Annotated in this window: 22 protein-coding genes; 12 read left to right on the forward strand and 10 right to left on the reverse strand. The window is 75.7% G+C overall.

Annotated features, from left to right (window positions below):
- Positions 1-12: 12 nt before the first annotated feature.
- The 3 genes from LN037_RS01855 to LN037_RS33280 form a co-directional block, all read right to left on the reverse strand.
- Complete coding sequence (locus tag LN037_RS01855) at positions 13-1,299, reverse strand: FAD-dependent oxidoreductase (protein ID WP_230749256.1); 1,287 nt, start codon at positions 1,297-1,299, stop codon at positions 13-15.
- A gap of 141 nt (positions 1,300-1,440) precedes the next feature.
- A complete protein-coding gene (locus LN037_RS01860; RefSeq protein ID WP_230749258.1) occupies positions 1,441-1,641 on the reverse strand; it encodes a hypothetical protein in 201 nt (66 codons plus the stop codon).
- Positions 1,638-2,135 (reverse strand): helix-turn-helix domain-containing protein, encoded by a 498-nt coding sequence (locus LN037_RS33280; protein ID WP_308286088.1) that lies wholly within the window; start codon positions 2,133-2,135, stop codon positions 1,638-1,640. The genes LN037_RS01860 and LN037_RS33280 overlap by 4 nt, the downstream gene beginning before the upstream one ends.
- A gap of 256 nt (positions 2,136-2,391) precedes the next feature.
- Between LN037_RS33280 and LN037_RS01870 the strand changes: the two genes are divergently transcribed.
- On the forward strand, positions 2,392-3,876 hold the full coding sequence (locus tag LN037_RS01870; protein ID WP_230749260.1) for a serine/threonine-protein kinase: 1,485 nt from the start codon (positions 2,392-2,394) through the stop codon (positions 3,874-3,876).
- Here the strand turns inward: LN037_RS01870 and LN037_RS01875 are convergent, their stop codons facing one another.
- Together LN037_RS01875 and LN037_RS01880 are read right to left on the reverse strand one after the other, a co-directional pair.
- Positions 3,877-4,155 carry an MSMEG_0570 family nitrogen starvation response protein gene (locus tag LN037_RS01875; RefSeq protein WP_230749261.1) on the reverse strand — a complete coding sequence of 93 codons (279 nt, stop codon included), beginning with the start codon at positions 4,153-4,155 and terminating at the stop codon, positions 3,877-3,879. It abuts the gene before it with no gap.
- Between the two features lie 44 nt (positions 4,156-4,199).
- A complete protein-coding gene (locus tag LN037_RS01880) occupies positions 4,200-4,859 on the reverse strand; it encodes a thermonuclease family protein (protein WP_230749263.1) in 660 nt (219 codons plus the stop codon).
- Positions 4,860-4,991: 132 nt separating this feature from the next.
- Here LN037_RS01880 and LN037_RS01885 point away from each other — a divergent pair, with 132 nt between their 5' ends.
- The gene (locus LN037_RS01885) at positions 4,992-6,638 is read left to right on the forward strand and encodes a dihydroxyacetone kinase family protein (RefSeq protein WP_230749264.1); all 1,647 of its coding nucleotides are present in this window, start codon (positions 4,992-4,994) and stop codon (positions 6,636-6,638) included.
- Positions 6,639-6,665: 27 nt separating this feature from the next.
- Here LN037_RS01885 and LN037_RS01890 read toward each other — a convergent pair whose 3' ends face one another.
- Complete coding sequence (locus LN037_RS01890; protein ID WP_230749266.1) at positions 6,666-8,294, reverse strand: Na+/H+ antiporter; 1,629 nt, start codon at positions 8,292-8,294, stop codon at positions 6,666-6,668.
- Between the two features lie 52 nt (positions 8,295-8,346).
- Here LN037_RS01890 and LN037_RS01895 point away from each other — a divergent pair, with 52 nt between their 5' ends.
- Complete coding sequence (locus LN037_RS01895) at positions 8,347-8,871, forward strand: type II toxin-antitoxin system PemK/MazF family toxin (protein WP_230749267.1); 525 nt, start codon at positions 8,347-8,349, stop codon at positions 8,869-8,871.
- A 3-nt stretch (positions 8,872-8,874) separates the two neighbouring features.
- Here LN037_RS01895 and LN037_RS01900 read toward each other — a convergent pair whose 3' ends face one another.
- Positions 8,875-9,837 carry an undecaprenyl-diphosphate phosphatase gene (locus tag LN037_RS01900; protein ID WP_372460350.1) on the reverse strand — a complete coding sequence of 321 codons (963 nt, stop codon included), beginning with the start codon at positions 9,835-9,837 and terminating at the stop codon, positions 8,875-8,877.
- Between the two features lie 237 nt (positions 9,838-10,074).
- Here LN037_RS01900 and LN037_RS01905 point away from each other — a divergent pair, with 237 nt between their 5' ends.
- From LN037_RS01905 to LN037_RS01930, 6 genes are all read left to right on the forward strand, one after another.
- On the forward strand, positions 10,075-10,695 hold the full coding sequence (locus tag LN037_RS01905) for a C40 family peptidase (RefSeq protein WP_230749270.1): 621 nt from the start codon (positions 10,075-10,077) through the stop codon (positions 10,693-10,695).
- A gap of 90 nt (positions 10,696-10,785) precedes the next feature.
- The gene (locus tag LN037_RS01910) at positions 10,786-12,129 is read left to right on the forward strand and encodes a GlnX family signal transduction membrane protein (RefSeq protein ID WP_230749272.1); all 1,344 of its coding nucleotides are present in this window, start codon (positions 10,786-10,788) and stop codon (positions 12,127-12,129) included.
- On the forward strand, positions 12,126-13,100 hold the full coding sequence (locus LN037_RS01915) for a glutamate ABC transporter substrate-binding protein (RefSeq protein WP_230749273.1): 975 nt from the start codon (positions 12,126-12,128) through the stop codon (positions 13,098-13,100). The genes LN037_RS01910 and LN037_RS01915 overlap by 4 nt, the downstream gene beginning before the upstream one ends.
- A gap of 100 nt (positions 13,101-13,200) precedes the next feature.
- Positions 13,201-15,459: a serine/threonine-protein kinase gene (locus tag LN037_RS33285; RefSeq protein WP_230749275.1), complete on the forward strand. Its 2,259-nt coding sequence runs from the start codon at positions 13,201-13,203 to the stop codon at positions 15,457-15,459.
- On the forward strand, positions 15,456-16,703 hold the full coding sequence (locus LN037_RS01925; protein ID WP_230749276.1) for a PP2C family protein-serine/threonine phosphatase: 1,248 nt from the start codon (positions 15,456-15,458) through the stop codon (positions 16,701-16,703). The genes LN037_RS33285 and LN037_RS01925 overlap by 4 nt, the downstream gene beginning before the upstream one ends.
- Positions 16,700-17,140: an FHA domain-containing protein gene (locus LN037_RS01930; RefSeq protein ID WP_230749278.1), complete on the forward strand. Its 441-nt coding sequence runs from the start codon at positions 16,700-16,702 to the stop codon at positions 17,138-17,140. Before LN037_RS01925 ends, LN037_RS01930 begins: the two co-directional genes overlap by 4 nt.
- A gap of 10 nt (positions 17,141-17,150) precedes the next feature.
- On the opposite strand, the gene LN037_RS01935 is transcribed toward LN037_RS01930, so the two are convergent.
- Together LN037_RS01935 and LN037_RS33290 are read right to left on the reverse strand one after the other, a co-directional pair.
- Positions 17,151-18,344 (reverse strand): L,D-transpeptidase, encoded by a 1,194-nt coding sequence (locus LN037_RS01935; RefSeq protein WP_230749279.1) that lies wholly within the window; start codon positions 18,342-18,344, stop codon positions 17,151-17,153.
- Between the two features lie 151 nt (positions 18,345-18,495).
- Positions 18,496-18,708 carry a DUF2795 domain-containing protein gene (locus LN037_RS33290; RefSeq protein ID WP_230749281.1) on the reverse strand — a complete coding sequence of 71 codons (213 nt, stop codon included), beginning with the start codon at positions 18,706-18,708 and terminating at the stop codon, positions 18,496-18,498.
- A 100-nt stretch (positions 18,709-18,808) separates the two neighbouring features.
- Here LN037_RS33290 and LN037_RS01945 point away from each other — a divergent pair, with 100 nt between their 5' ends.
- The 3 genes from LN037_RS01945 (at position 18,809) to LN037_RS01955 (ending at position 21,566) form a co-directional block, all read left to right on the forward strand.
- Entirely contained in the window at positions 18,809-19,306 is a 498-nt protein-coding gene (locus tag LN037_RS01945; RefSeq protein ID WP_230749283.1) for a MerR family transcriptional regulator, read from the forward strand.
- Positions 19,307-19,403: 97 nt separating this feature from the next.
- Positions 19,404-20,213, forward strand: coding sequence for an SAM-dependent methyltransferase (locus LN037_RS01950; protein ID WP_230749284.1), 810 nt, complete (start codon positions 19,404-19,406; stop codon positions 20,211-20,213).
- Between the two features lie 117 nt (positions 20,214-20,330).
- The gene (locus LN037_RS01955; protein ID WP_230749286.1) at positions 20,331-21,566 is read left to right on the forward strand and encodes a right-handed parallel beta-helix repeat-containing protein; all 1,236 of its coding nucleotides are present in this window, start codon (positions 20,331-20,333) and stop codon (positions 21,564-21,566) included.
- Positions 21,567-21,608: 42 nt separating this feature from the next.
- Here LN037_RS01955 and cobN read toward each other — a convergent pair whose 3' ends face one another.
- The gene (cobN, locus tag LN037_RS01960) at positions 21,609-25,256 is read right to left on the reverse strand and encodes a cobaltochelatase subunit CobN (RefSeq protein ID WP_230749288.1); all 3,648 of its coding nucleotides are present in this window, start codon (positions 25,254-25,256) and stop codon (positions 21,609-21,611) included.
- Positions 25,257-25,285 lie beyond the last annotated feature (29 nt).

A 25,285-nucleotide genomic window follows, 5' to 3' on the forward strand; every position in this document is an offset into this window, starting at 1 on the left:
TCGAGCGACAGTCTACGGACGGCGGCGCCCGGAGGACCCGGACGACGCGGTGACCGTCCGGTGAACGTCCGCGTCCCGGGTGCGGGCGCCGCTGCCGAACAGGCGCGAGGCGATCGGCCACGAGGCGACGCGCAGGGCCACGGCGCGCAGCGCCGTGACGACCCGGTTGCCCGGCAGGAAGAAGTGCCGGGCCCGGCGGGCCGCGGTGCGCGCGGTGCGGGTGCCGGGGCGTCGCTCGGCCTCCCACGCCGCGAGGGCGGCCGGCACGTCGAGCCGGGCGGGCTCGTCGTCGGCGGGGACGCGCAGGTGCCGGCCCAGTGCCTCGCCACCGGCGAGGGCGAGCGCCGACCCGTGTCCGGAGTAGAGCGTCGGGCACCAGGCCGAGTCGCCGAGCAGGACCACGCGACCGCTGCTCCAGCGCCGCAACTGGATCTGGCCGACGGTGTCGGCGTGGGTGGTCCCGGCCTCGGCGACGAGGTCGAGGATCTCGGGCATCAGCCCGTCGAAGTCCCCGTAGACCGCGCGCAGGGCCTCCTCGGGCCGCGCGGCCGGTTCGGTGCCGGCCGTCTGCTCCAGGTCGGCGCGGTAGGTGAAGAAGACGACGGGGTCGTGGCCCGCCATCGCCATGAGGTGCGCCGTGCGGCCGGGTTCGACGAGCACGACGTAGTCGCCCTCGACGAGCCGACCCGGCAACCGGGGCAGCACCGCGGAGATGACGACGTGGTCGAAGTCGTGCCGGAAGGCGGCCTCGGGGCCGAAGACCATCTCGCGGACCGCCGAGCGGACGCCGTCGGCGCCGACGACGAGGTCCCAGCGGGTCGTCGTCCCGTCGAGGACGACGGTGCCGTCGTCGGCGACGCCGGTGGGTGCCGTGGCGAACCGGACCTCGACCTCGTCGGGCAGACCGGCCCAGAGCGCGGCCTCCAGGTCGCCGCGGACCAGCGCGAGGCTGACGCCGTCCTCGACGATGGCCGCGTCCACCCGCGAGGTGGTCCGTCCCCGGCCGTCGACGCCGGTGATGATGCCGTCGGCCGGGAGCCGGCTGCGCAGCGACTCGTCGACGCCGAGCCGCTCGGCCGCCTCGACGCCCTCCGGTGCGAGCCGGACGAAGTAGCCGCCGGTGCGTCGGGCGGGGGCCCGCTCGCAGACGGTCACCCGCCAGCCCGCGCGGTGCAGCGACGTGGCGGCGGCGAGCCCGGCGATGCCCGCGCCCACGACGAGGGCGCGCGGACGCGGCGTGCGCGCCGGGGCGGGGACCGTGAGCGCAGCGGCGGGCGCCGGTTCGTCGACGGTCGTCACGAGGATGAGGGTAGGTGGCCCGCGCGGAGGGCGCCGTCGGAAGCGACACGGGTCTCCCGGGCCCGGGACGCACGAAGGCCCCCGGCCCGCCGTCGGGCGACGGTGGGGCGAGGGCCTCGGATCAGCACGCGGGAGACGGGCTCAGATGGCCGCGGGCTCCCAGCGGACGAAGGTGCGGCAGTCGCACTGCGCGCAGTCCTCGGAGGCGTGGTAGTGCTCGTGGGACTCGCGGGGGTGCTTGCAGGTGCACAGGTCCACGAGCGGGATGCGGGCCAGCGACGGCGGCATCGGGCGGCGGAGCACGGCCGGGCGGTGGGTGCGGAGGGGATCGATGAGCTTCATGGCGAGGTGATGTCCGTGGTGGTCGCAGGGGTGGTCGACGAGCACGCGCCGGGGGACGACGTCCCGGTGACGCGCGGGAGCCCGGGCACGCGGTTCACGTGCACGGACGACCCGGACCGGCTGGTGGTCCCGGTGCGGGCCTTCACTGCCTCGGCCGACTCCCGGCGCACCCGGGCCAGTTCCCGGCGGGTGCGGTCGAGCTCGGCCAGGGCGACGTCGCGCTCGCGCTCGACCTCGCCCACCCGGTCCTCCAGCGAGACGACCTTCCAGGCCGCGGTGAGGGTCAGCCCCTCGTCGAAGAGCGCGCGCACCCTGGCGGCGAGGGTCAGCTGCCGGCGTGTCCAACGCCGGTGCCCGCCCGCCGATCGCTGTGGGCGGAGCATCCGACCCGCGTCCAGACTGCGCAGGAACGCCGGTTGCACTCCGAGCACGTCCGCGGCCTGACCGGTGGTCAGGGCGGGTACGTCCTCGTCGTCGAGGCCCTCGGCGCCCACTGCTCGTCGCGTCCTTGCGGTCGTCCCCCGGGTGGCCCGGGACTGCTTTCGGTGCAGGTCACGACCGGCTCGACGCCGCGCGACCCGTGGCAAAGTTCTACTCGGGACTGCAACTTCTGTCAACGATTCAGACGGCCCGGTCACGCCTGCGCGAACCGCCTCACATCTTCGGGCGAATTCTGCGGTGCGAATGGGCCGACCGGGGTAACCGCACGGGACGATGCCGTGGCCCGCGAGCGGTGGAGGTTGACCCGGCATGACGACGGTGGGCGTTCCGACGTTGCCGACACGCCTGTCCGAACGCTATGCGTGCGGGCCGGTCCTGGGGCGCGGCGTGGGCTCGGTGGTGATCCGGGCGCACGACACCCTGCTCGGCCGCGACGCGGCGGTAAAGATCTTCCGGGTCGAGTCCGACCCCCGGGCGGACCGCGAGCTCAGCCTCCTCGCCCGCTTCGACCACCCCGGTCTCGTGCCGGTCTACGACGTCGAGGAGCACGACGGCCGCGCCTTCGTGGTCATGGCCCTCCTCGGCGGTGGATCGCTCGTCTCGCGGCTCGCCGCGGCGAACACCCCCGACGGCGGGCTGGGGCTCGCGGACGCCCTCCGGACGGCGGCCACCGTCGGCGGCGCCCTGGACCACCTGCACCGCGCCGGGGTCACCCACCGCGGCGTGACGCCGGCCAACGTCCTCTTCGACTCCGACGGCCGGGCGCACCTCGCCGACTTCGGCGTCGCCCTCGTCGCCGACGCCCCGCGGATCACCGACACCGGCCTGACCGTCGGTGCGGCGCCCTACCTCGCCCCCGAGCAGGTCCGCGGCGAGCCGGCCGGGGCGCCGGCCGACGTCTACGCCCTCGGGCTGGTGCTGATCGAGGCGCTGACCGGGCGCCGGGCCTTCCCCGGCGACCCGCTCTCCGCGGCGCAGGCCCGCCTCGACCGCGGGCCGGTACTGCCCGACGGGCTGCCGCCCGAGCTCGCGACGCTGCTCACCGCCATGACCGCGACCGCGCCCGCCGACCGCCCCGACGCCGCGACCGCTTCGGGCACGCTGCGCCGGGCCCTCGTCGAGGCCGAGCCGCCGACGGCGTCGCTGCTCACCTCCCCCGAGGTGGTCGCCACGGGCCCGGCGTCCTCCACGGGCGTCGGCTCCCTCGCGATCGTCGGCGGGGCGCTGACCCGGTCCGCGCCCAACCGCGCGGGCGTGCCGCGGGCGACGGGGACGCGCGGGGTCCTGGTGCTGGCCGGGCTCGCGGCGAGCGCGGTGCTCGCGGGCACCGTCGCGATCGCGTCGTCCGGCCCGGTCGCCGAGGTGTCGGCCGACGACCGGCCGAGCGTCGTCGCGGGCGGGGCCACGGTGGGCGCACCGGAGTCGCCCGGACCGCCCGCCTTCGTCCTCCCGGCGCCGGCGTCCCCCGCGGAGCCGGGCACGGACGCACCGACCACGGACGCGCCGAGCACGCGGTCGTCGGACGCCGCGACCGCGGCGCCCGTGCGCCGCACGACCGAGCCCACGACCCGGTCCACCCGCGCCGAGCCGACCCGCACGGCGGAGAGCACGCGCGAGACCGCGGACCCGGAGCCGACCCGCACGGTCGAGACCCCCGACACCGGGGACCAGGACGACGCGGTGGCGGCGGACCAGGACGACACCCCGACCCGCACGCAGCGGCCCGGCGCCGTCGGCGAGGTCCTGCAGGGCGTCGGCGGACTGCTGGGCGGCGTGCTCGGCACCGGCCGCTGATCAGCGCTCGATCGCCTCGACCACGACCTCCCCGCCGGACTGGCGGGCGAGCCGCGCCTCGATCCCGGCCAGGGATGCGGCCGCGCGACCGCACGGGAAGCCGTACGCCGCCCGCACCCGCTCGCTCGCCTCGGTGAGGGCCTCCCGACTCCGCCGCCCGAACTCCTCGAGCGGGTAGGCCGCCCCCTCCTCGAGATGCTCGGCGAGCACGAGGGAGGGCGAGTAGACGCGGTCGGTGGTCCCGTCGGGCCAGCGCAGCCGCACGTGCATCTCGGGCATGGCGCCCATCCTCGCCGACCCGGCCGCTCCCGTCGTCGGGACCGTCAGCGGCCGGCCGGGAAGGGCTCGCCGGGCCGGGCGCGGCAGGGCGCGCCCCAGATGCCGCGGTCGTCGGTGACCGCCTCGGCCTGCTCGCGGGCGAACACCGGCGCGTACCAGAGCGGCCGGGACGTGTCGGCGGCGACGACGCCCGCGAGCAGCGCCGCGTCGGTGTAGCTGAGCTGCGAGGGCAGCACGACGTAGGCGAGCCGGCGGCCGGCGTCGTCGCTCTCGGGGATCGTCGGGTCGGGCACGAGGGTGACCGTCTGCCCGGAGAGCGTGCGGTCGGCGAAGCGCAGGGCGTCGGCGGCGCCGCACTCCCCCGTGGTCCGCTGCGGTCCCGCCATGCGCGGGGCCGTGATGCCGAGGACGGCGACGACCATCTCGCGCTCCCCGACCCGGACGACCACCTCGTCGCCGGAGTCGACGCGCACCACCTGGCCGAGCATCGTCGGGTGGGACGCCGCGGGCGCGGCCGAGACCGGGGACGTCACGACGCTCGTGGGCCGCGGTGCGGCGGTGTCGGCGCCGCGCGGCGCGACGAGCAGCCCGACGCCGACGCCCAGGGCCAGGAGGGCGAGGGCCGCCAGGCCGACCCGCAGCGGCGAGGGGCCCGGGCGGACCGCCCGGTGCGCCCCCGTCGAGGGCCCGATCCGGTTCGCCATCGCCCTCCTCGTCCTCGTCCCGTCGCCGGTCCTACTCCTTGCCGCTCTCCGCGCCCGCCACACCGGCCGGTTCGGGGGCAACCAGGTGAGCCCGGAGGCTGAACGGGTGATCCGTCCGGGTACCCCCGGGTCGTGAAGAAGCTGATCAACGACGCCGGTGACGTGGTGCGCGAGGCGCTCGAGGGCGTGGTGCGCTCGACGCCGGGCGCGGCGCTCGTCGAGGGCACCACCGTGCTCGTCCGGACGGACCTGCCGACCGACCAGGTGGCGGTGCTCTGCGGCGGGGGCTCGGGGCACGAGCCCGCCCACGCCGGCTACGTCGGCCCGGGGCACCTCGCCGGCGCGGTGTGCGGGGAGGTGTTCGCCTCGCCGTCGGCCGACGCGGTCCTCTCCGGCATCCGGGCCTTCCGCGACCACCCGGGCGTGCTCCTCGTCGTCATGAACTACACCGGCGACCGGCTCAACTTCGGGCTCGCGGCGCAGCTCGCCCGCGCCGAGGGCATCGCGTGCGAGATGGTCACGGTGGCCGACGACGTGGCGCTCGACGCCGACGACGACGTCACCGCCGGGCGGCGGGGGCTGGCGGGCACGGTGCTCGTCACGAAGGCGGCCGGGGCGGCCGCCGCGGACGGCGCGTCGCTGGAGGAGGTCACGCGCACGGCCCGCGAGGCCGCGTCGGCGGTGGGCACCATGGGCGTCGCGCTCTCGGCGGCCACCGTCCCGACGGCGGGTGAGCCCGGTTTCGTCCTCGACGCCGACCAGATCGAGATCGGCCTGGGCATCCACGGGGAGCAGGGCGTGCGGCGGGAGTCGCTGCGTCCGGCCGACGAGCTCGTCGACGAGGTGCTGGACACGATCCGCGCCGACCGCGGGTTCGGCGAGGGCGACCGGGTCGCGGTCCTCGTCAACGGCACCGGCGCGACCCCGCCGATGGAGCTGTCGATCCTGCTGCGCCGGGCGCTCGAGCACCTGGACGGGCGCGGTGTCACGGTGGAGCGGGCGTGGGCCGGCACGTTCCTGTCCTCGATCGACATGGCCGGCTTCTCGATCGCCGTGCTCGGGCTCGACGACGAGCGCCTCGCCCGGCTCGACGCGCCCGCCCGGTCCGCCGCCTGGCCCTCGGGGTCGGGCGTGGTGGCCGGCGGGGTGCCCACGGTGCCCGACGCGGCCGGGGAGGCGACCGCCGCGGGACCGTCCGGCGTGGCGGCGCCGGAGGGGATGCGCGCGACCGTCGAGGCGGTGTGCGCGGCGGTGCGGGACGCCGAGCCGCACCTGACCGAGCTCGACACCGCGACCGGTGACGGCGACCTCGGCACGTCGCTGTCGCGCGGGGCGGACGCGATCACCGAGGAGCTCGACTCCTACCGCTGGGACGACGCGGTCGCGGTGCTGCAGGGCCTGGCCGCGACGCTGCGCCGGGCGATCGGCGGGACGTCCGGCCCGCTCTACGCGACGGGACTGCTGCACGCCGCGGAGCACCTCGCCGACGGCGGGTCCTGGGCCACGGCGCTGCAGGCCGGCGCCGACGGCGTCTCCGACCTCGGCGGGGCGAAGGCCGGGGACCGCACGATGCTCGACGCGCTGCTGCCGGCGGCGTCGGCGCTCGCCTCGTCGGGGTCGGTGTCCGACGCGCTCGAGGCCGCCCGGGAGGGAGCGGCGTCGACGGAGACGATGGCGCCGCGCCGCGGGCGGTCGTCCTATCTCGGGGACCGGGTGCAGGGGCACCGGGACGCGGGCGCGGAGGCGGTCACGGTGTGGCTCGCCGCGCTCGCCATGTGAGCACGTCCCGTGGCCGGGGCCACGGACTCACATGGCCAGGCTGCGGACGTCGAGCCGGCGGAGCACCCGGTCGGCCACCTCCGGGTCGACGCCGGGCTCGGCGCGGGCCGCGACGACCTCGCGGCGAGCGGCGGCGAGCGCCACGGCCTGCAGGCGCTGCCACTGCTCGCGGCGCCGCTGGATGCGGGCGAGACGCTCGGCGTAGTCGCGGTCGACGTCGTCGACCTCGCCGCCGGGGCGCGGCACGTCGTCCCCGGCGAGCGTGCGGCCGATGCGGGCGAACCGGCCGCGCAGCGCGTCGAGGACCTGCTCGCCCTGCTCGTCGTCGATGCCGAGGGCCGCCCGGTCGACGGCCGAGAGCTCGTCGAGGGCCGCCCGCCGGGCGCGGTCGGCGAGCCGGCGCTCGGCCTCGACCGCCACGCCGTCGTCCTCCCGCAGCCCGAGCCGGCGCACCAGCCACGGCAGCGTCAGGCCCGGGCCGACGAGGGTCACGACGAGCACGCCGCAGGCGATGATGACCAGCTCGGCACGGTCGGGGAACGCGGAGCCGTCGTCGAGGGCGAGCGGGATCGCGAGGGCCAGGGCGAGGGTGGCGAGCCCCCGCATCCCGGCCCAGGTGAGCACCACGGTCTCCGCCGCCGTGGCCGGGGCGCGTTCCTCGCCGCGCCGCACGGCCGGGCCGGCCGACGTCAGCCAGATGACCGTCATCCACACGGCCCGGACCCCGATGACGACCAGGCACACGATGCCGGCGTGCGCGAGGATCTCTCCCAGTGAGCGGTCGGCCTGCTCCACGACGGTGCGCAGCTCGAGGCCGATGAGGGCGAACGCCACGCCCGTCACGAGCAGCTCGACGACGCTCCAGAACGACGCCGCGGCCAGGCGGGCCTCGGAGGCGTCGGCGTCGGAGTGCTGCTGCATCTGCAGCGCCGTCACCACCACGGCGATCACGCCCGACGCCCCCAGCGCGTCGGCCGCGAGGTAGACCGCGAACGGCAGGACGAGGGTGAGCCCGTTGCCGGCGACGACGTCGGTTAGCCGGTCGAGCAGCCGGCGGGCCAGCCACGCCGCGACGAAGCCGAGCGCCACCGCCACGACCGCGCCGTAGACGAACCGCAGCACGATCGCCACGCCCCCGAGCTCGCCGCCCGCCGACGCCGCCGCGATCGCCGTCGTGAAGACGACCAGGGACGTGGCGTCGTTGAACAGCCCCTCGCTCTGCAGGGTCGCGACCAGCCGGCGCGGCACCCGCAGCGGCCCGGCGACCGCCTCGACGGCGACCGGGTCCGGCGGCGCCACCGCGGCCCCCAGCGCGATCGCCGCGGCGACCGGGACCGCGGTCAGGGCGACCAGGGTGCCGGCCACCGCCGCCACGGTGGCGACGACGAGACCGACGGCGAGGAACGCGATCGCGCGCCAGCGCTGCCGGAACAGCGCCCAGGACGTGCGCTGCGCGGTGGCGTAGAGCAGGGGCGGCAGGAACAGCGGGAGGATCAGTTCGGGGTCGATGTCCGGCGCCTCGATGCCGGGGACGAACGCGGCGACCGCGCCGAGGAGCAGGAGCAGCACCGGCCAGGGCAGGCGCAGCCGGTCACCCGCCCCGGCGAGGAGCACCGCGGCGAGCATCGCGCCGACGACCACGAGGAGCACGGTCACCGCCCGACCCTAGGGGCGTGGGCGGGCCGGCGCGTTCGGCATGCTGTGCGCCATGGCCGGATTCGGGGACTTCGTGGGCAAGGCGCTGCAGGTCGGGCTGGACATGCTGACCTCCACCGACGAGAACGACTCGGGACGTCGGCAGCCCGCCGGCCCGCCCCCGCCCATGCCCGGGGGCGTGCGCACGGTGCCCTCGTCCGAGCGGGCCCGGCAGATCAGCTACGCCCCGGACCTCGACGGCGCCGCCGACCCGGGCGAGATCGTCTGGACGTGGGTGCCGTTCGAGGAGGACGCCTCGCAGGGCAAGGACCGCCCGGTGCTCGTCGTCGCCCGCGCCGCGGAGGCCGGTGAGCTGCTCGGGCTGATGCTCTCCTCCCAGAGCCACCGCGCCGACGACGCGAACTGGCTGCCGATCGGCTCCGGGCCGTGGGACCGCGAGGGCCGGGACTCCTACGTCCGTCTCGACCGGGTGCTCGAGGTGCCCGAGCACGGCATCCGCCGCGAGGGCGCCGTCATGCCGCAGGACCGGTTCGATCGGGTGGCCGCGGAGCTGCGCTCGGCCTACGGCTGGCACTGAGGGTCAGGAGAGGCTGAACCACGCCAGACAGGCGGCACCCGCGACGATGCAGTAGACGCCGAACGGGCGCATCGAGCGGTGCTCGAAGTACCGGGTCAGGAACCGGATCGACAGGTAGGCGCCGACCCAGGAGAGCACCGAGCCCAGGAGCACCTGGCCGCGGATGCCGTCGCCCGCCGGCCCGAACAGCTCGGGCAGCTTGAGCACGCCGGCCGCGAGGATCACCGGGGTCGCGAGGAGGAACGCGAAGCGGGCCGCGTCCTCGTGGGAGAGCCGCCCGAGCAGGCCCGCGCCGATCGTCGCGCCGGACCGGCTGATGCCGGGCAGCAGCGCCAGGACCTGGGCGGCGCCGATGAGCACGGCGGTCAGCAGCGGCAGCCGGGCGAGCCGCCCGTCGGCCTGCTCCTCGGCGGTCGGTGCCGTCGCGACCCCCACCGACCCGCCGCGCAGCACCTGGGTCGGGGCGTCGAGCCGGACGGTCGGGGCGTCGACGGACGCGGCAGGGGCGTCGACGGAGGCGGCCGGGGCCGACCCGCCCCGCCGTCGGGCGAGCTGCTCCACCGCGATCAGCAGCACCCCGTTCGCCACCAGGAAGGCGGCGGTGGGCACCGGCCGGGCGAGCAGCGTCCGGAACAGCTGGTCGAGGACGAGCCCGGCGAGCCCGACCGGGATGGTCGCGATGACCAGCGTCCAGGCCAGCCGCTGGTCGTCGGTGACGACGCGACGGTCGCGGATGCTCGTCACCAGTCCCGTGAGGATCCGGACCCAGTCCCGCCGGAAGTACACGATCATCGCGAGGGCGGTCGCCACGTGCAGACCGACCACGAACGCGAGATAGGGCGAATCCTTCGCGGTGACGTCGAGATCGCGCGCCCACGAGCCGCCGATGACGGCCGGCAGCAGAATGGAATGGCCCAGACTGGACACGGGGAACAATTCGGCGACGCCCTGCAGCGCGCCGATCACCGCCGCTTCCAGCCAGCTCAGGTGTGCCGACACGAATGGCCTCTCATCTCGACGTCGTCGCCGCCGAGCCTAACGAGAAAAGAATTCGCAAACTCCCGGCAGGCGACACGGAAAGGAATCGGGGCCGAGGCGCGAATCACGAACAGGTTGCTATCGTGCCCCGGTCGGATCACGGCCCGGTCACGCTCCCCCGCTCCCCACGCCCGGGCCGCCGTCGGAGGAAGGTGACCCCGCACCATGACCGCTGCCCTCGCCGCCCCGTCCCTCGGTGTCCACCCGCTGACCGCCGTGCTCGGCATCGCGGCCGGCGCGGTCGGCGCCGCCGCGCTCGGCGGGGCCGGGACCCACGCCCCCGCCGTGTCGTCCTCGTCGGTCACCACGGTCACCACGGTCGCCGCCGACCTGCACCTCACCGCCGGGAGCACCCCGGCCGGGGCCGCCGCCGTCGCGCCGGTGACGGCCGACGCCACCTCGGCCGCCGCGACGGTGCCGGAGCTGACCAAGGCCGCGGGGCTGCAGGCGCAGGCGCGCAAGGTCGACGCCGCGATCGAGCGCTTCGAGTCGAAGATCGGCTCCACGACCTACGAGAACTGGTGCGAGCGGGCGGTCGAGAACGCGTTCGGCACGCAGGGGCACTACGCCAGCGCGATCCAGGACTGGGAGTCCCAGCAGCAGCACACGGACTGGCGGCACGCCCCGCGCGGGGCGATGGTCTTCTACGACACCTCCTCCGACGGGCACGTCGCGCTCTCGCTCGGCGACGGCCGCGTGGTGTCCTCGAGCGCCCACCACCAGGTCGGCATCGTGCCGGTGGACTACTTCCAGCGTCCGCTGGGCTGGGCGTACGCGCCCTACTGAGGGGGCCCGTGCCCGCCCCGTCGACGCGGCCACGTCGTCGGACCCCTCGGTTAGGGTGATCGACACCACGACGGGAGGGGGTGGACACCGGTGAGCCTCACCGCGCCGGCACCCCCCGACGCCGGGTCGTCCCCCTCCTGGCGGGCCCGGGCCGCGGAGCTGGCCGAGCTCGGCCGCACCACCCGCGTCGGCCAGCTCGCCCGCGCCGCCCTCGTCGCGCTGCTGCTGGTGCTGCTCGCCGGGGTGCTCGCGCTGGTCGCCGCCCTGCGGACCGGGGCGGCCGCGGACGACGTCGTCACCCGCAGCGGCCCGCTCACCGCCTCGGCGCAGGAGCTCTACCGCGCCCTCTCCGACGCCGACACGAGCGCCGGGCAGGGCTTCCTGCTGGGCGCCGACGAGCCGGCCACGCTGCGCCTGCGGTACCAGACCGACCTCGCGGCCGCGGGCCGCGCGCTCGCGGTCCTCGGGTCGGCGTCCACCGGCGCGGGCGCCGACGCCGCGGCGGTCACCACGCTCGCGCAGGGGATCCCGGCCTACACGGGGCTGGTGGAGACGGCGCGGGCGGTCGACCGGCAGGGCCTCACCTACGGCTCGGCCTACCTGCGCGAGGCGTCGGCCTTCCTGCGCGGCGACCTGCTGCCCGCCGCCCAGCAGATCTACGACCTGCAGTCCGCCGCCCTCGGGGACGAGCAGGACGGGGCCGACGGCGGGGTGTGGACCGTGCTCGCGCTTGTCGCCCTGATCGCCGCGCTCGTGGCGACGTGGCGGCTGCACCGGCGGATCGCGTACACCACCCGACGACGACGGACGCCCGGTCTGGTCCTGGCCGGCGGGGCGCTCGCCGTGCTCGGGCTGTGGGGCGTGGTCGCGCTCGGCGTCAGTGCCGTGGCCACCGCGGCGTCCCGCGACGACGGGATCGGTCCGAACCGCGAACTGGTCGCGGCCCGGTTCGCGGTGCTGCAGTCGCGCAGCGACGAGATCCTCACGCTCGTCGCCCGCTCCACCGGCGGGGCCTACGAGCAGGACTACGTGCGGCGCAGCATCGCCCTCTACGGCTGGCAGGGCCTGCTCGACCGGGCCCGGGCCGCGGCCGGCGAGGGGCCGGTCGCCGACGACGCGCTCACCGCGCAGGTCGCCGGGCGGCGCAGCATCACGGTGCACGAACTGGTCCGCACCCTCGACGTGGCCGGGGAGTACGAGCAGGCGGTCGCCCTCGCCCTGTCCTCCGGTGCCAACGGCGGGCAGGGTGCGGTGACGCAGGTCCTGGACGCGCTGGACCGCGGGGTCGCGCGCACCGCCACCGCGGCCGCGGACGACGCCACGCTGGCCCGCGACGCGACGGTGCTGCTCCCGCTCGGGGTGGCGGTGCTGACGCTGCTCGCGGCGGGCGGGCTCGTGGCCGGCGTGTGGCCGCGGCTCCAGGAGTACCGGTGAGCGCGTCCGTCCGGCGGGCCGGGCTGCTCGTGGTGCTCCTCGCCCTGCTCGCGGCGTGCTCGGCGACGCCCCCACCCGGGCCGGTCGAGCCGGTCCGCCCCGTCCCCGCGGGCACCACCGTCGTCACCGGTCCCCCGCTGCCGGGTCGTGACACCAGCTGCGGCGATCCCCGGCTCAGCCTCACGCCGACACCGCCACCGCCTCCCGGCGCGATGCCCCCCGGGTCCACGATGGCGGCGATCGTCGCGCGCGGTGCCCTGGTCGTCGGGATCGACCAGTCCACGGTGCCGTTGAGCTACCGCGACCCGCGGACCGGACAGCTCACCGGGCTCGACGTCGCCGTCGCCCGGGAGATGGCCCGCGCGATCCTCGGCGACCCGGAGCGGGTGCGCTTCCGCATCGAGAGCTCCGCACAGCGCATCCCCAACCTGCTCGACGGGTCGGTCGACATGGTCGTGCAGGCCATGACGATCACCTGCGCGCGCAAGCGGCAGGTCGGCATGTCGGCCCCCTACTACGAGGCGGCCCAGCGCCTCGTCGTGCCGCGCACCTCGCCGGTGACCGGGATCGCCGACCTCGGGGGCCGCCCGGTGTGCGCGCCGCTGGGCACCACCTCGCTCGCCACCCTCCAGGCGACCCGCGGGACGAACGGGCGGCCGCCGACCGTCGTCGGGGTGCCCGAGAACAGCGACTGCCTCGTGCTGCTGCAGCAGGGCCAGGTCGACGCGGCCACGACGGACGACGCGATCCTCACCGGCTTCGCCCTGGAGGACCGCCGTCTCGAGGTCCGCGGCGCCGCGCTGAACGCCGAGCCCTACGGCATCGCGATCGCGCCGCAGCGCACCGACCTGCTGCGGTTCGTCAACGGCACGCTCGACCGGATGCGGGCCGACGGCACCCTCGCGGCGATCGCCACGTCCACCGTCGGGAGCGCCGCCGCGGTCCCGACCGTCGCGGCCTACGCCGGGTGACGGCCGTGGCACCCTCCACCGCCGTGTCCGGCGTCCACCCACCCGCGGACCCCGTCGCGGTGCGGTCCGGCCGGACGACGAGCGCCGACGGGGCCGCCCGGTGACCGGCTCCCCCGCGCGGTGCGCCCGGGCAGGCTGCGACGGCACGGCGGCGGACGACGGCGGCTGCGAATCCTGCGGCCACGGGCCGACCACGACGTCCCCGCCCGCCACGGCAGCCTCCGGTCCGGTCACGGCAGCCGGCCCGGCGACGGCAGCCGGTCCGGCGACGGCGGCCTCCGGCGGCTCGGGGTCGACGCCGTCGGGTCGCAGCGACTCCGGCTCGCGGCGGGGATCGGGACGGGGACCGGGTCGCGGCTCGGGGCGCGGTTCCGGGCGCAGCCGGTCGGGGTCCGGGCGGCGGACGATCGGCGCGGGCCTCGTCGCGATCGACCCGGAACCGGCCGCCGATCCCGCGGACGCGGTGCTCGCCGACCCGACGGTGCCGGAGCGCAGCCGGTACTGCGGGGCGTGCGACGCGCCGGTCGGGCGCGCCCGCGGCGGGCGCCCGGGCCGCACCGAGGGGTTCTGTCCGCAGTGCGGCACCCGCTTCTCGTTCACGCCGGGGCTCGCGGCGGGCGACCTCGTGGCCGACCAGTACGAGGTGCTCGGCTGCCTCGCGCACGGCGGCCTGGGCTGGATCTACCTGGCGCGCGACCGCCGGGTCCGCGACCGGTGGGTGGTGCTCAAGGGCCTGCTGAACACCGGGGACGCCGCCGCCCTCGCCGCCGCGGACGCCGAGCAGGGCTTCCTGGCCCAGCTGGTGCACCCGCACATCGTCCGGATCTACAACGTGGTCGCGGACGGGGACGCGACCTACATCGTCATGGAGTACGTCGGCGGGCGGTCGCTGCGGACGATGCGCGACCCGCACGGGCCGATGGACCCCGAGCACGCGCTCGCCTACGTCCTCGAGGTCCTGCCGGCGCTCGCCCACATGCACGACCGCGGCCTGCTCTACTGCGACTTCAAGCCCGACAACGTCGTGCAGACCGGCACCGACGTCACCCTGATCGACCTCGGTGCCGTCCGCCATGTCGACGAGCCCGGCGGCGACGTGTGGGGCACGGTCGGCTACCAGGCCCCGGAGATCGGCCCGGACGGCGTGGGGCCGTCGGTCGCCTCGGACGTCTACACCGTCGGGCGGACGCTCGCGGTGCTCGTCGCGGACTTCGACTTCCACGGCGCGATGCGCGACGTGCTGCCGCTGCCCGAGGACGCCCCCGCCCTGCAGCAGGAACCGCTGCGGCGGCTCCTGGAGCGGGCCACCGCCCTCGACCCGTCGGCCCGCTTCGGAGACGTGGAGACCCTCGCCGACCAGATGGAGGGGGTGCTGCGCCAGCTCACCGCCGTGCACACCGCCCCGCCGCCGCGCCTGTCGACGATGCTCGCGGCCCCGCCGGCGGCGGTGGGGGTCGACGCGCCCGCCGGCCCGGAGGAGCTCGCGGCCGCCCTGCCCCCGCCGCTGCCCGACCCCGACGACCCGGCCACCCCCGAGATCGTCGCGGCGGGCGCCCAGGGCCCCCGCGCGGTCCTGGCCGCGGTGTCGGCCACGGGGGCCCTCGACACCGACCAGGCCCGGCTCGCGGCCGTGACCGCGCACCTCGACGCGGGAGAGACCGAGGCCGCGGGCCGGGCCCTCGAACGGCACGCGCTGCCCGGGGAGTGGACGTGGGCGTGGCTGCGGGCGCGCCACGCCGCCGCGACCGGCGCCGCCCGGGCGGCGGCGCGCCTCGCCGACGAGGTCGCGGACGCGCTGCCGGGCGAACTCGCGCCGACGTTCGCGCTCGCCGTGCTCGGTGAGCACGCAGCGGCGGCGGCCGGGGAGCTCGCCGACGAGGTGACCGTCGAGCGGTTCGAACGCGTCTGGCGCACCGACCGCACGTGGACCGGGGCCGCCTTCGCCCTGGCCCGGCTGCGAGTGGGCCGGGGCGACCGCGCCGGTGCCGTCGCGGTGCTCGACGAGGTGCCGCCGACGTCGGTGCACGCCCCGGACGCGCGGGTCGCGGCCGTCCGGGTGCTCCTCGGCGCGCCGCGTCTGACACGCTCGACGGTCATGGAGGCCGGAGCGCGCACGGGGGAGGTCGACCTGGACCCGTTGCGTGCCGCGACCCTGCAGACCGAGGTGCTCGAGGCCTACCGCGGACTGGACGACGCCGGGACCACCGGCAGCCTGTTCGGCTGCGCCCTCGACGACCACGCGCTCGGGCTCGCGCTCGAGTCGCGGTACCGGTTGCGGGCCCGCTTCGCCCGCACGACGGCGGAGCGGTTCGCCCTGGTCGACGCGGCCAACGACGCCCGCCCCTGGACCGCACGATGACGGCCGCGGGCGCCACGGACCGGGCCGCGGACCCCGGGAGCGACGTGGACGGGGACGACCGGGGAGCGCTCTGCGGCGCGTGCGGCGAGGCCGGGGAACCCGGAGACCGGTTCTGCGAGGCCTGCGGGGCACCCCTGGCGGAGACGGCGGGACCACCGCCGGAACGGCGGCCCGGGACGCGGGCGCGACCGGTCACCGCGCGGGTCGGGCCCGCGGTGCCGGAGGATACCGACGGACGGTCGCCGACGGCCGGGGACGAGACGCCGCACGCGGCGTGCGGGGAGGGCACCATCGCCGACGGAGCAGCCGACGAGGCCGCCGAGCGGGCTGCCGACGAGGCAGCCGGACGGGCCGCCGGGGACGGCGGGGACGGCGGGCCGGCCGGGGACGACCTGGCGGCCGGGACCGTCCCCGCCGACGCGCGGGAGCACGCCGAGCACGCGGTCCCGGGGGCGGCCGCGATCACCGACCTGGGCCGGGTCCGGGCCGCCAACGAGGACGCCTACGGCCTGGCCCGGCTGCCCCTGGCCGGGGACGCCGGGGAGCTCGTCGTCGGGGTGGTCTGCGACGGGGTGGCCTCGGTGCCGGGCAGCGAGGCCGCCTCGCTGGCCGCCTGCACCGCGGTCCTGGACGCCGCGCACGACGCGCTCGCCCACCCGGACGTCGACGACCCGGACCTCACCGCGACCGGCGGGGTCGACCTCACCGAGCTCGCGCACGTCTGCGCGGACGCGGCGACGGACGCGGTGGCGGCCCTCGCCGTCGGCCGGGACGCGCCGGCCTGCACCTACGTGTCGGCGCTGGTGGTCGACGAGATCCTCGTGATCAGCTGGATCGGCGACAGCCGCGCCTACTGGCTGGTGCCGGACGACCCGGAGGAGTCGGTGGTGCTGACCACCGACGACTCCTGGGCGGCCGAGGCCGTCGCGATCGGGCTGCTGGACGCGGAGGCGGCCTACGCCGATCCGCGCGCGCACGCGATCACCCGCTGGGTCGCGGCGGACGGACCGCCCGGTCCCGCCCACGTCGTGGCGCACGCGGCCGACCGGCCCGGCAAGGTGCTGATCTGCAGCGACGGGCTCTGGAACCACGTCCCGGTGCCCGCCGACCTTGCGCGGCTGGTCGCCGACCGCCCGGCGGACACGGCCACGGCGATGCTGCACGCGGCCCTCGACGACGGCGGCACCGACAACACCACGCTCGTCGTCGTCGACGTGGCCGTCCCGGAGCGGGACACGCCGTGACCGGACCCCACCCGCCGTCGGGGACGGGGGCGTGGACGGTGACCGTGGAGGCCGACCGCCGCTACTACGAGACGGTCGTGGCCCGCGAGGGCCCCGACATCGCCGCCGTGACCTTCCCGGACGGGTATCCCCGCGCCGAGGTCGCGCTGACCGGCGCGGAGGTGCGGATCGGGCGGCGCCGGGTCAACGGCTCCACCCCGCCGCCGCAGATCGACCTCGCCGGGCCGCCGCTCGACCCCGGGGTGTCCCACCTGCACGCGGTCCTGCTGCCGCTGCCCGACGACGACGGCTGGTCGGTGCTCGACCCCGGCTCGACGAACGGCACCACGATCAACTACGCGGACGACCCGATCGCGCTCGACACCGTGGTCCCGCTGCGGGCGGGCGACCGGGTGCACGTGGGGGCCTTCACGACGCTCGTGCTCGGCCGCGTCTGACGCCGACGGCTCAGGTCGTGCCGGCCTGCCACTGCGGGAACGGCATCTCCCAGTCGCCCCACCGGTCCCACAGCGGGAGCGCGGGGCCGCCGGAGTTCGTCACCTCGACGACGTCGCCGACGCCGAAGTGGTCGTAGAACCACTGCGCATCGGCGGGGCTGAGGTTGACGCAGCCGTGCGAGACGTTGTCGTTGCCCTGCTGGCCGACCGACCACGGGGCCGAGTGCACGAACTCGCCGTCGTCGGAGATGCGCTCGTCGAGCAGCACCGTCTCCCGGTAGTAGCCGGGCTGGCCGGGCATGACCCCGTAGGTCGCGGAATCCATGACGACGCTGGGCTGCTTGTCGGAGATGACGTGGGGGCCGGTGTGGGTCGGGAACGTCGGCGACCCGAGGCTGATCTTCATCGTCCTCACCACGGCCCCGTTGTCGAGGATCTGCATCTGCTCGCTCGCGCCGTCGGCCTTCGCGATCCAGGCGTCGTGGACGTGGAAGGTCTCGTGGACGTCCCGGGCGCCGAACGCACCGCCGCCGAGGTCGGTGCCGTAGAGCTTCCCGTCGAGCCGGACGGTGCTGCCGGGCTTCCAGTACTCCGCCGGGCGGTAGTCCACCTGGGTGGCCGAGATCCAGTGCCAGGCGCCGGTCTGGGGTGGCGTGGAGGTGATGCGGAGCGCGGCGACAGCGTTGTTCCTGTCGGTCACGGCGTGACTGAACGTCACCGCGATCGGCTGGCCGACCCCGACGTCCGTCGTACCCGGGTCGACCGCGGCGGTGTCGGTCTGCTTCGGGTCGAGGGTGGTGACGGTGGACTGCAGGTGCGTCGGCGCGCCCTGGGGCGAGACGGCGTCGGTGACGACGGTGTAGGTCCGTCCGTACGCGAGCGGCTCGGTGGTGGTCCACGTGGTGCCGTCGGCGGCCGTGGTCCCGGCGACCCGGTCGCCCGCCGGGTTGGTCATCCGCACCGCGGTGAGCCGCCCGCCGTCGGCGTGCACGCGGATCGGGGTGGCCGGGTTGACGGCGACCGCCGGGTCGACGGTGACCCGCGGGCCGGGTGGCAGCGCCGGCGCGGCGGACGCCGCGGGCGACGCCCCGCCCGCTCCCGGCGCGCCGGTCGACGAGCAGGCCGTGAGCGCGGCGACGAGGACGAGGAACGTGGTCAGCAGGACGCCGCGCGCCCGGACACCCCTCGGATCGGTCCCCTGCACGTCCGTCCCTCATTTCCCGGCGCGAGGTACGCCGGGGTCCACAGTGGCACACCGTCCCGGGGGCACGGGTGCTCGCCCCGTGCTGTTTTCGCAGGTCCAACGCCTGATTCGTCCCCGGATCGGCCTCGGGCGTGCGGTTCGCGCGGTACGTCTACAGGGGTCGACGCCCACGGAAGTGGGCCGGGGTGGACGAGAGGGCGACCACGATGTCGAAGACGTCGGTGTACGCACGGTCGGGCAACTGCTCGATCTTGCGCTGCATGAGGGTGTCGACCCCGTGGTCGGCGGCCGCCGCCGCGATCTCCTCGCGCCGGAGCGGGAACGCCACGTCGCCCAGGACGGCGGCGAACGCGGAAGCTCTCACGTCCTCCAGTGGTACCGGCGGTAACAGGTACTCGTCAACGTGAGTACCGCCCCGCTCCGGGCTGGCTTCGAGTGCACTCGAAGTCGTAGCGTCGACGACCGTGACGAGCACGCTGGAGCACCCCCACCCGGCCACCCGCCTGCGGAGCGTCCTCGAGTCGGCCGCGGCCGAGGACGGCACGCTGCCGCCGCTGGACCAGGCCCTGGTCCGCGCGATGGCCCTGCCCGAGGACCTGCCCGAGACGCTCGGCATCGCCGAGGTCGCCGAGCTGACCGGCATCACCGCCCACACGCTGCGTTACTACGAGCGCATCGGGCTCGTGACCGTCGCCCGGGACGCGGCGGGCCGCCGGACCTACGACCGGGCCGCCCTCGGCCGCGTCATGTTCGTGACCTGGCTGCGCCTCTCGGGGATGCCGATCGCGACGGTGACGCGCTACGTCGAGCTGGCGCAGGAGGGCCCGCACACCTCCGACGCACGCCTCGACCTGCTCCTCGAGCACCGCGCCTCCGTGGTCTCGCACCTGCGGGACCTGCAGACCGCCCTCGCCGTCGTCGACTACAAGATCACCACCTACGGGGGGTCGTGCGGGAGCTGACCCGCCACAGAGGGTAAAGCTCGCTCGACAGGGTGTCGTGATACACCCTGATGGCCTAGAACGATGGGCTGAAGAGTGGTGCGACCCGGGGGTGGACATGGAGCGGATCGAGGCGGACCTGGCGTCGACCGACGACCTCGCCGCCATGGAGGCCCCGAACCTCGCCCGGGCCACGAACTACCTCGTCGGCGGCGGCGCCAACTTCGCCGCCGACCGCGCCGCGGTGAACGCCCTCCTCGCGATGGACCCGGACGTCGGGCTGCGCTTCCTCGCCTCCCGGGCCTTCGTCGCCCGGGCCGTGCGGACGGCGCTCGACGGGGGCTGCGACCAGTTCCTCGACCTCGGGTCCGGCATCCCCTCCCCCGGCGGCCTGCACACGCTCGTCGGGCCCGCGGGCGCCCGGGTGGTGTACGTCGACGTCGACCCCGTCGCGATCGCGCACACGTGCGAGCTCCTCGTCGACCAGAAGGAGGCCGACCGCACGGCGGCCGTCCGCGCGGATCTCCGGGAACCGGACCACGTGCTCGCCGCGGCCCGCGGCACGGACCTGATCGACCCCGACCGCCCCGTCACCCTCGTCTGCAACGCCGTGCTGCAGTGGCTCGCCGACAGTGACGACACGGAGCTCGCGGACGTCCTCGAGCGCTACCGCGCGGCGCTGGCGCCGGGGAGCCGGCTCGTGCTGGCCGTGGCACACCCGGACCTGCTCGAGGGCGCCGAGCTGGTGGAGCGGCCGCCGACGATCGAGGCGGTCGTCGCCCCGCTCCGCCTGCGGAGCCGGACCGAGCTGACCCGCATCCTCGGGCGCTGGGAGGTCCGGCCCCCGGGCATCGTCGACGTCGTGGACTGGCCCGTCGTCTCGGGCACCGACCCCGCCGGCTTCTACGCGGTGTACGCCACGCGGTGATCGGCCGGACCCACGGACGGGTCCCGGGTCACCCCATCGTGTAGGCGCGACGACCGTGTCGTCACGAGCAGACTTCGCGCCGCGACCCGACCGGGCCGCGCGGGGATGCAGGGGGCGATGGCGATGCGGGCTGGACGGTTCCGGAGGGCGGTCCTGGCGGGGGCGATGGGGATCGCCTGCGCCGTCACGACGACGGGTGTGGCGGCGGCCGCTGCGCCTGCCCCCGCGCCGGCGGGCGCGACGGTGGTGGGGACGAAGACCGCCCGCTGCCCGGCGACGGTCGCGACGATCCAGGCGGCCGTGACCGCCGCGACGCCCGGCTCGACGATCTTCGTGTGCGCGGGGACGTACCCGGAGCGGGTGTCGATCACCAAGCCGGTGCGGCTGCTCGGGGCCCAGTACGGCCGGGACGCGCGGGGCGGGCGGACGAACGCGGCCGACGAGTCGGTGGTCACCGGGGCGACCGGGGGCTTCGCCGTCGGCACCGTCTCCGGCGTCGTCATCGACGGCTTCACGATCTCCGGGAGCGGCGCGAACGGCATCGATGCCTTCTCGAAGGGCAACGGCTTCACGATCGTCAACAACGTGATCACGGGCAACGCCAACGGCATGAACGTGAACGCCACCGGTCCGGCGCCCTCGACGATCGCGCGGAACCGGATCGTCGCGAACAACGCCGTGCCCGACCCGCAGGGCGGCACCGGCGTGCTCATCACCTCGGGTGCGGCCAACGCGCTGACGATCTCCGACAACCTGTTCGGCGGGCACACCAGTGCAGCCGTGAACTCGATCGGCGATCCGGGCAACCGCTCGAGGGGGCTCGTCGTCCGCGACAACCGCAGCGTCGACGACGCCACCCTGGTCGTGATCAACAACGCCGACGGTGCGCTCGTCACGCGAAACATCGCGACCAAGTCCCCGACCGCCGTCGCGGGGACCGGCATCTTCGTCGTCGGCAACACCGACCGGCTGACGGTCAGCCGCAACGTCCTGACCGGCGGGAAGGGCAACGGGCTCTCGGCCAACGGCGCCGTGCCGTTCGGGGCGGCGCCGAGCACGAACCTCGTGGTCGACACGAACACGATCAGCGGCCGCACGGGCACCGGCATCCTGATCAACGAGGGTGCGGGCACCGTCGTCGGGAACGTCGTCGCCGCATCCGGCGCGAACGGTGTCGCCGCGGCCGCGACCGCCACGGGGGTCCGGTTCGAGCGCAACGTGGCCACGGGCAGCGTCGGGAAGGACTGCGCCGACGCCTCGACGGGCGCCGGAACGCTGGGCACCGCGAACACCTGGGTGCGCAACGTCGGGCGGACCGCCACGCCGACCGGGCTGTGCCTTCCAGGCAGGTGAGCAGAAAAGGTGGCTATAGCGACCTTTTCTGCTCACCTGCCGTCAGGCACCTTCGGCGTCGCCCTCCGCCTCGAGGAACGCCTCGCGCAGCGACTCCACCATCGCCGGGTCCGGGTTCTCCCAGAGTCCCCGGTCCACGGCCTCGAGGAGCCGCTCGGCCATCCCGTGGAGCGCCCACGGGTTGGCCTCGCGCAGGAACTCCCGGTTCTCCGGGTCGAGCACGTAGTTCTCGGTCAGCGAGCCGTACATCCAGTCGCTGACGGTGCCCGCGGTCGCGTCCCAGCCGAACAGGTAGTCCACGGTCGCGGCCATCTCGAAGGCACCCTTGTAGCCGTGCCGGCGCATCGCGGCCATCCAGCGCGGGTTGACCACGCGGGAGCGGAACACCCGCGCGGTCTCCTCGATCAGCGAGCGGGTGCGCACCGACTCGGGGCGGGTCGAGTCGCCGACGTAGGCCGCGGGTGCCGCCCCGGTCAGCGCGCGGACCGTGGCGATCATGCCGCCGTGGTACTGGTAGTAGTCGTCGGAGTCGGCGATGTCGTGCTCGCGGGTGTCGATGTTCTTCGCCGCCACCGCGATCCGCCGGTAGGCCGCGTTCATCTCCTCGACCGCCGACTCGCCGTGCCGGTCCCGACCGTAGGCGTGCCCGCCCCACGTCGTGTAGATCGCCGCGAGGTCGGCGTCGCCGCGCCAGTCGCGGGAGTCCATCGCCTGCAGCAGGCCGGCGCCGTAGGCCCCGGGCGGCGAGCCGAAGATGCGGGTCGTCGCCTGCTGCCAGCTCGAGCCGGTCGCGGCGTCCGCGCGGGCGTGGGCGGCCACGAAGTTGTCCTCGTCGGGCTCGTCGAGCCCGGCGACGAGCTGCACCGCGTCGTCCATCGTCGCCACGACGTGCGGGAACGCGTCGCGGAAGAACCCGGAGATGCGGAGCACGACGTCGACGCGGGGCCGGCCGAGCTCGGCGGCGTCGACCACCTCGAGCCCCGTCACGCGACGGGACGCCTCGTCCCACACCGGCCGCACGCCCATGAGCGCGAGCGCCTCGGCGACGTCGTCACCACTGGTGCGCATGGCCGCCGTCCCCCACAGCGACAGGCCCACGCTCGTGGGCCACTCGCCGTCGTGGTCGTCGCGGTACCGCTCGAGCAGGGAGTCGGCCAGCATCTGGCCGGTCTCCCAGGCCAGGCGCGACGGGACCGCGCGCGGGTCGATCGAGTAGAAGTTCCGGCCGGTCGGGAGCACGTTGACCAGCCCGCGCAGCGGCGACCCGGACGGCCCCGCCTTGACGTGCCCGCCCGCGAGGGCGTGCAGGACGCCGTCGATCTCCTCGGTGGTCCGGTCCAGCCGCGGGACCACCTCGGTGGCCGCGAAGCGCAGGATGCGCTCGACCGTCTCGTCCTGGCGGGACAGGACCTCCAGGGTCACGTCCGCGGCCTCGTCGGGAAGCCACCTGCGCTTCTCCATCCCGACGACGAGCGAGTGCGCCAGTTCCTCGGCGCGGTCGACGTCGATCCGGCTGGCCGCGCCCGCGGACTCGTCGAGCCCGAGCGCCTCGCGCAGCCCGGGCAGCGCCTGCGTGCCCGACCACATCTGCCGGGCCCGGAGCACCGCGAGCACCATGTCGACCCGCTCCTGGCCGGCCGGCGCCCGGCCCAGGACGTGCAGGCCGTCGCGGATCTGCGCGTCCTTGATCTCACAGAGCCAGCCGTCGAGATGCATGATGAAGTCGTCGAAGCGCTCGTCGTCGGGCTGGTCGTTCACCCCGAGGTCGGAGTCGAGCTTGGCGGCCTGGATGAGCTGCCAGATCTGCCCGCGGATCGCCTCGATCTTGCCCGGGTCCATCGCCTGGATCGACGCGTACTCGTCGAGCAGCTGCTCGAGGCGCGCGAGGTCGCCGTAGGACTCGGCCCGCGCCATCGGCGGCACGAGGTGGTCGACCAGGGTGGCGTGGGCCCGGCGCTTGGCCTGCGTGCCCTCGCCCGGGTCGTTGACGAGGAACGGGTAGACCAGCGGGAGGTCGCCGAGGATCGGGTCGGGGGCGCAGCTCGCACTGCTCGCGACCGTCTTGCCGGGCAGCCACTCCAGGTTGCCGTGCTTGCCGACGTGCACCACCGCGTGCGCCCCGAAGCCGGACTGCAGCCAGCGGTAGGCGGCGAGGTAGTGGTGCGAGGGCGGCAGGTCGGGGTCGTGGTAGATCGCGATCGGGTTCTCCCCGAACCCGCGCGGCGGCTGCATCATGACGACGACGTGGTCCCGCTCGAGGGCGGCGAGCACGATCGCGCCCTGGTCGAGGAACATCGAGCCCGGTGCCTCGCCCCAGTGCTCGGTCACGCCGGCGCGGAAGTCCTCCGGCAGCGTCTCGAACCACGCCGTGTACTCCGCGGCGTCGATGCGGACCGGGTTGGCCGCCATCTGCTCCTCGGTGAGCCAGTCCTGGTCGTAGCCGCCGGCGTCGATGAGGGCGCGGATGAGCAGGTCGCCGTCGCGCTCCTCGAGGCCCGGGACGTCGCCGATCCAATAGCCCGCGTCGCGCATGGCATGCAGCAGGGCGACCACCGACGCGGGGGTGTCGAGCCCGACCGCGTTGCCGATGCGGGCGTGCTTCGTCGGGTAGGCCGACAGCACCAGCGCGACCTTCTTGTCGGCGTTGGTGAGGTGCCGCAACCGGCCGTGGCTCACCGCGAGGCCCGCCACCCGGGCGGCGCGCTCGGGGTCGGCCACGTAGACGGGCAGACCGTCGGCGTCGGTCTCCTTGAACGAGAACGGCACGGTGATGATCCGGCCGTCGAACTCCGGGACCGCGACCTGGTTGGCGGCGTCGAGCGGGCTGACGCCGTCGTCGTCGGAGAGCCACTCGTCGCGGGAGCGGGTGAGGCAGAGCGCCTGCAGGATCGGGACGTCGAGCGCGGCGAGCGCGCCGGTGTCCCACGACTCGTCGTCCTCCCCGGCGGACGCGGCGGCGGGCTTGGACCCGCCCGCGGCGAGCACCGTCGTGACCAGCACGTCGGCGGTCTTCAGGACGTCGAGCAGCTCCGCGTCCGGGCTGCGCAGGCTGGAGCAGAACACGGGCTCCGGGAGGCCGCCCGCCTCGACCACGGCGTGGCAGAGGGCGTCGACGAACGCGGTGTTCCCGGCCATGTGGTGGGCGCGGTAGTAGACGACGGCGATGCGGGGCTTCTCGCCCTGTGACAGGAAAGCGTCGTTGCTGGCGTCCAGTGGCAGTTTCGCCACATCGTCGGCGGTCCAGCCCGGCAGGCGGCCCCACGTCGGCAGCTCGGCGGGCGGCGCGAAGCCGTGCCCGGTGAGCAGCACGGTGTCGGAGAGGAACGCGGCGAGCTCGCGCAGGTTGTCCGGGCCGCCCTGGGCGAGGTAGAGGTGCGCCTGGGTCGCGACCCCGATCGGCACGGTGGAGGACTCCATCAGCTGCGCGTCGGGCGTCTGCTCCCCGCCCAGCACGACGACGGGTCGTGGCCCCGCGGCCAGTAGGTCGAGCCCGGTCTCCCAGGACTGGCGCGACCCGAGCAGGCGCACGACGACGAGGTCGACGCCCTCGAGCAGGCCGGGCAGGTCGGCGTCCGGGTCGATCCGCGACGGGTTCGCCCAGCGCCAGGCCAGGGCCCCGTCGGCCGCCCCCTCGCTGCCGGCCCGGGCCGAACGGAGGTCGGTGTCGGAGGTCGAGAGAAGGAGCAGCACGCGCAACATCTCATCATCTGCGCACACCG

The organism is Actinomycetospora soli, assembly GCF_021026295.1.
Taxonomy (GTDB): domain Bacteria; phylum Actinomycetota; class Actinomycetes; order Mycobacteriales; family Pseudonocardiaceae; genus Actinomycetospora; species Actinomycetospora soli.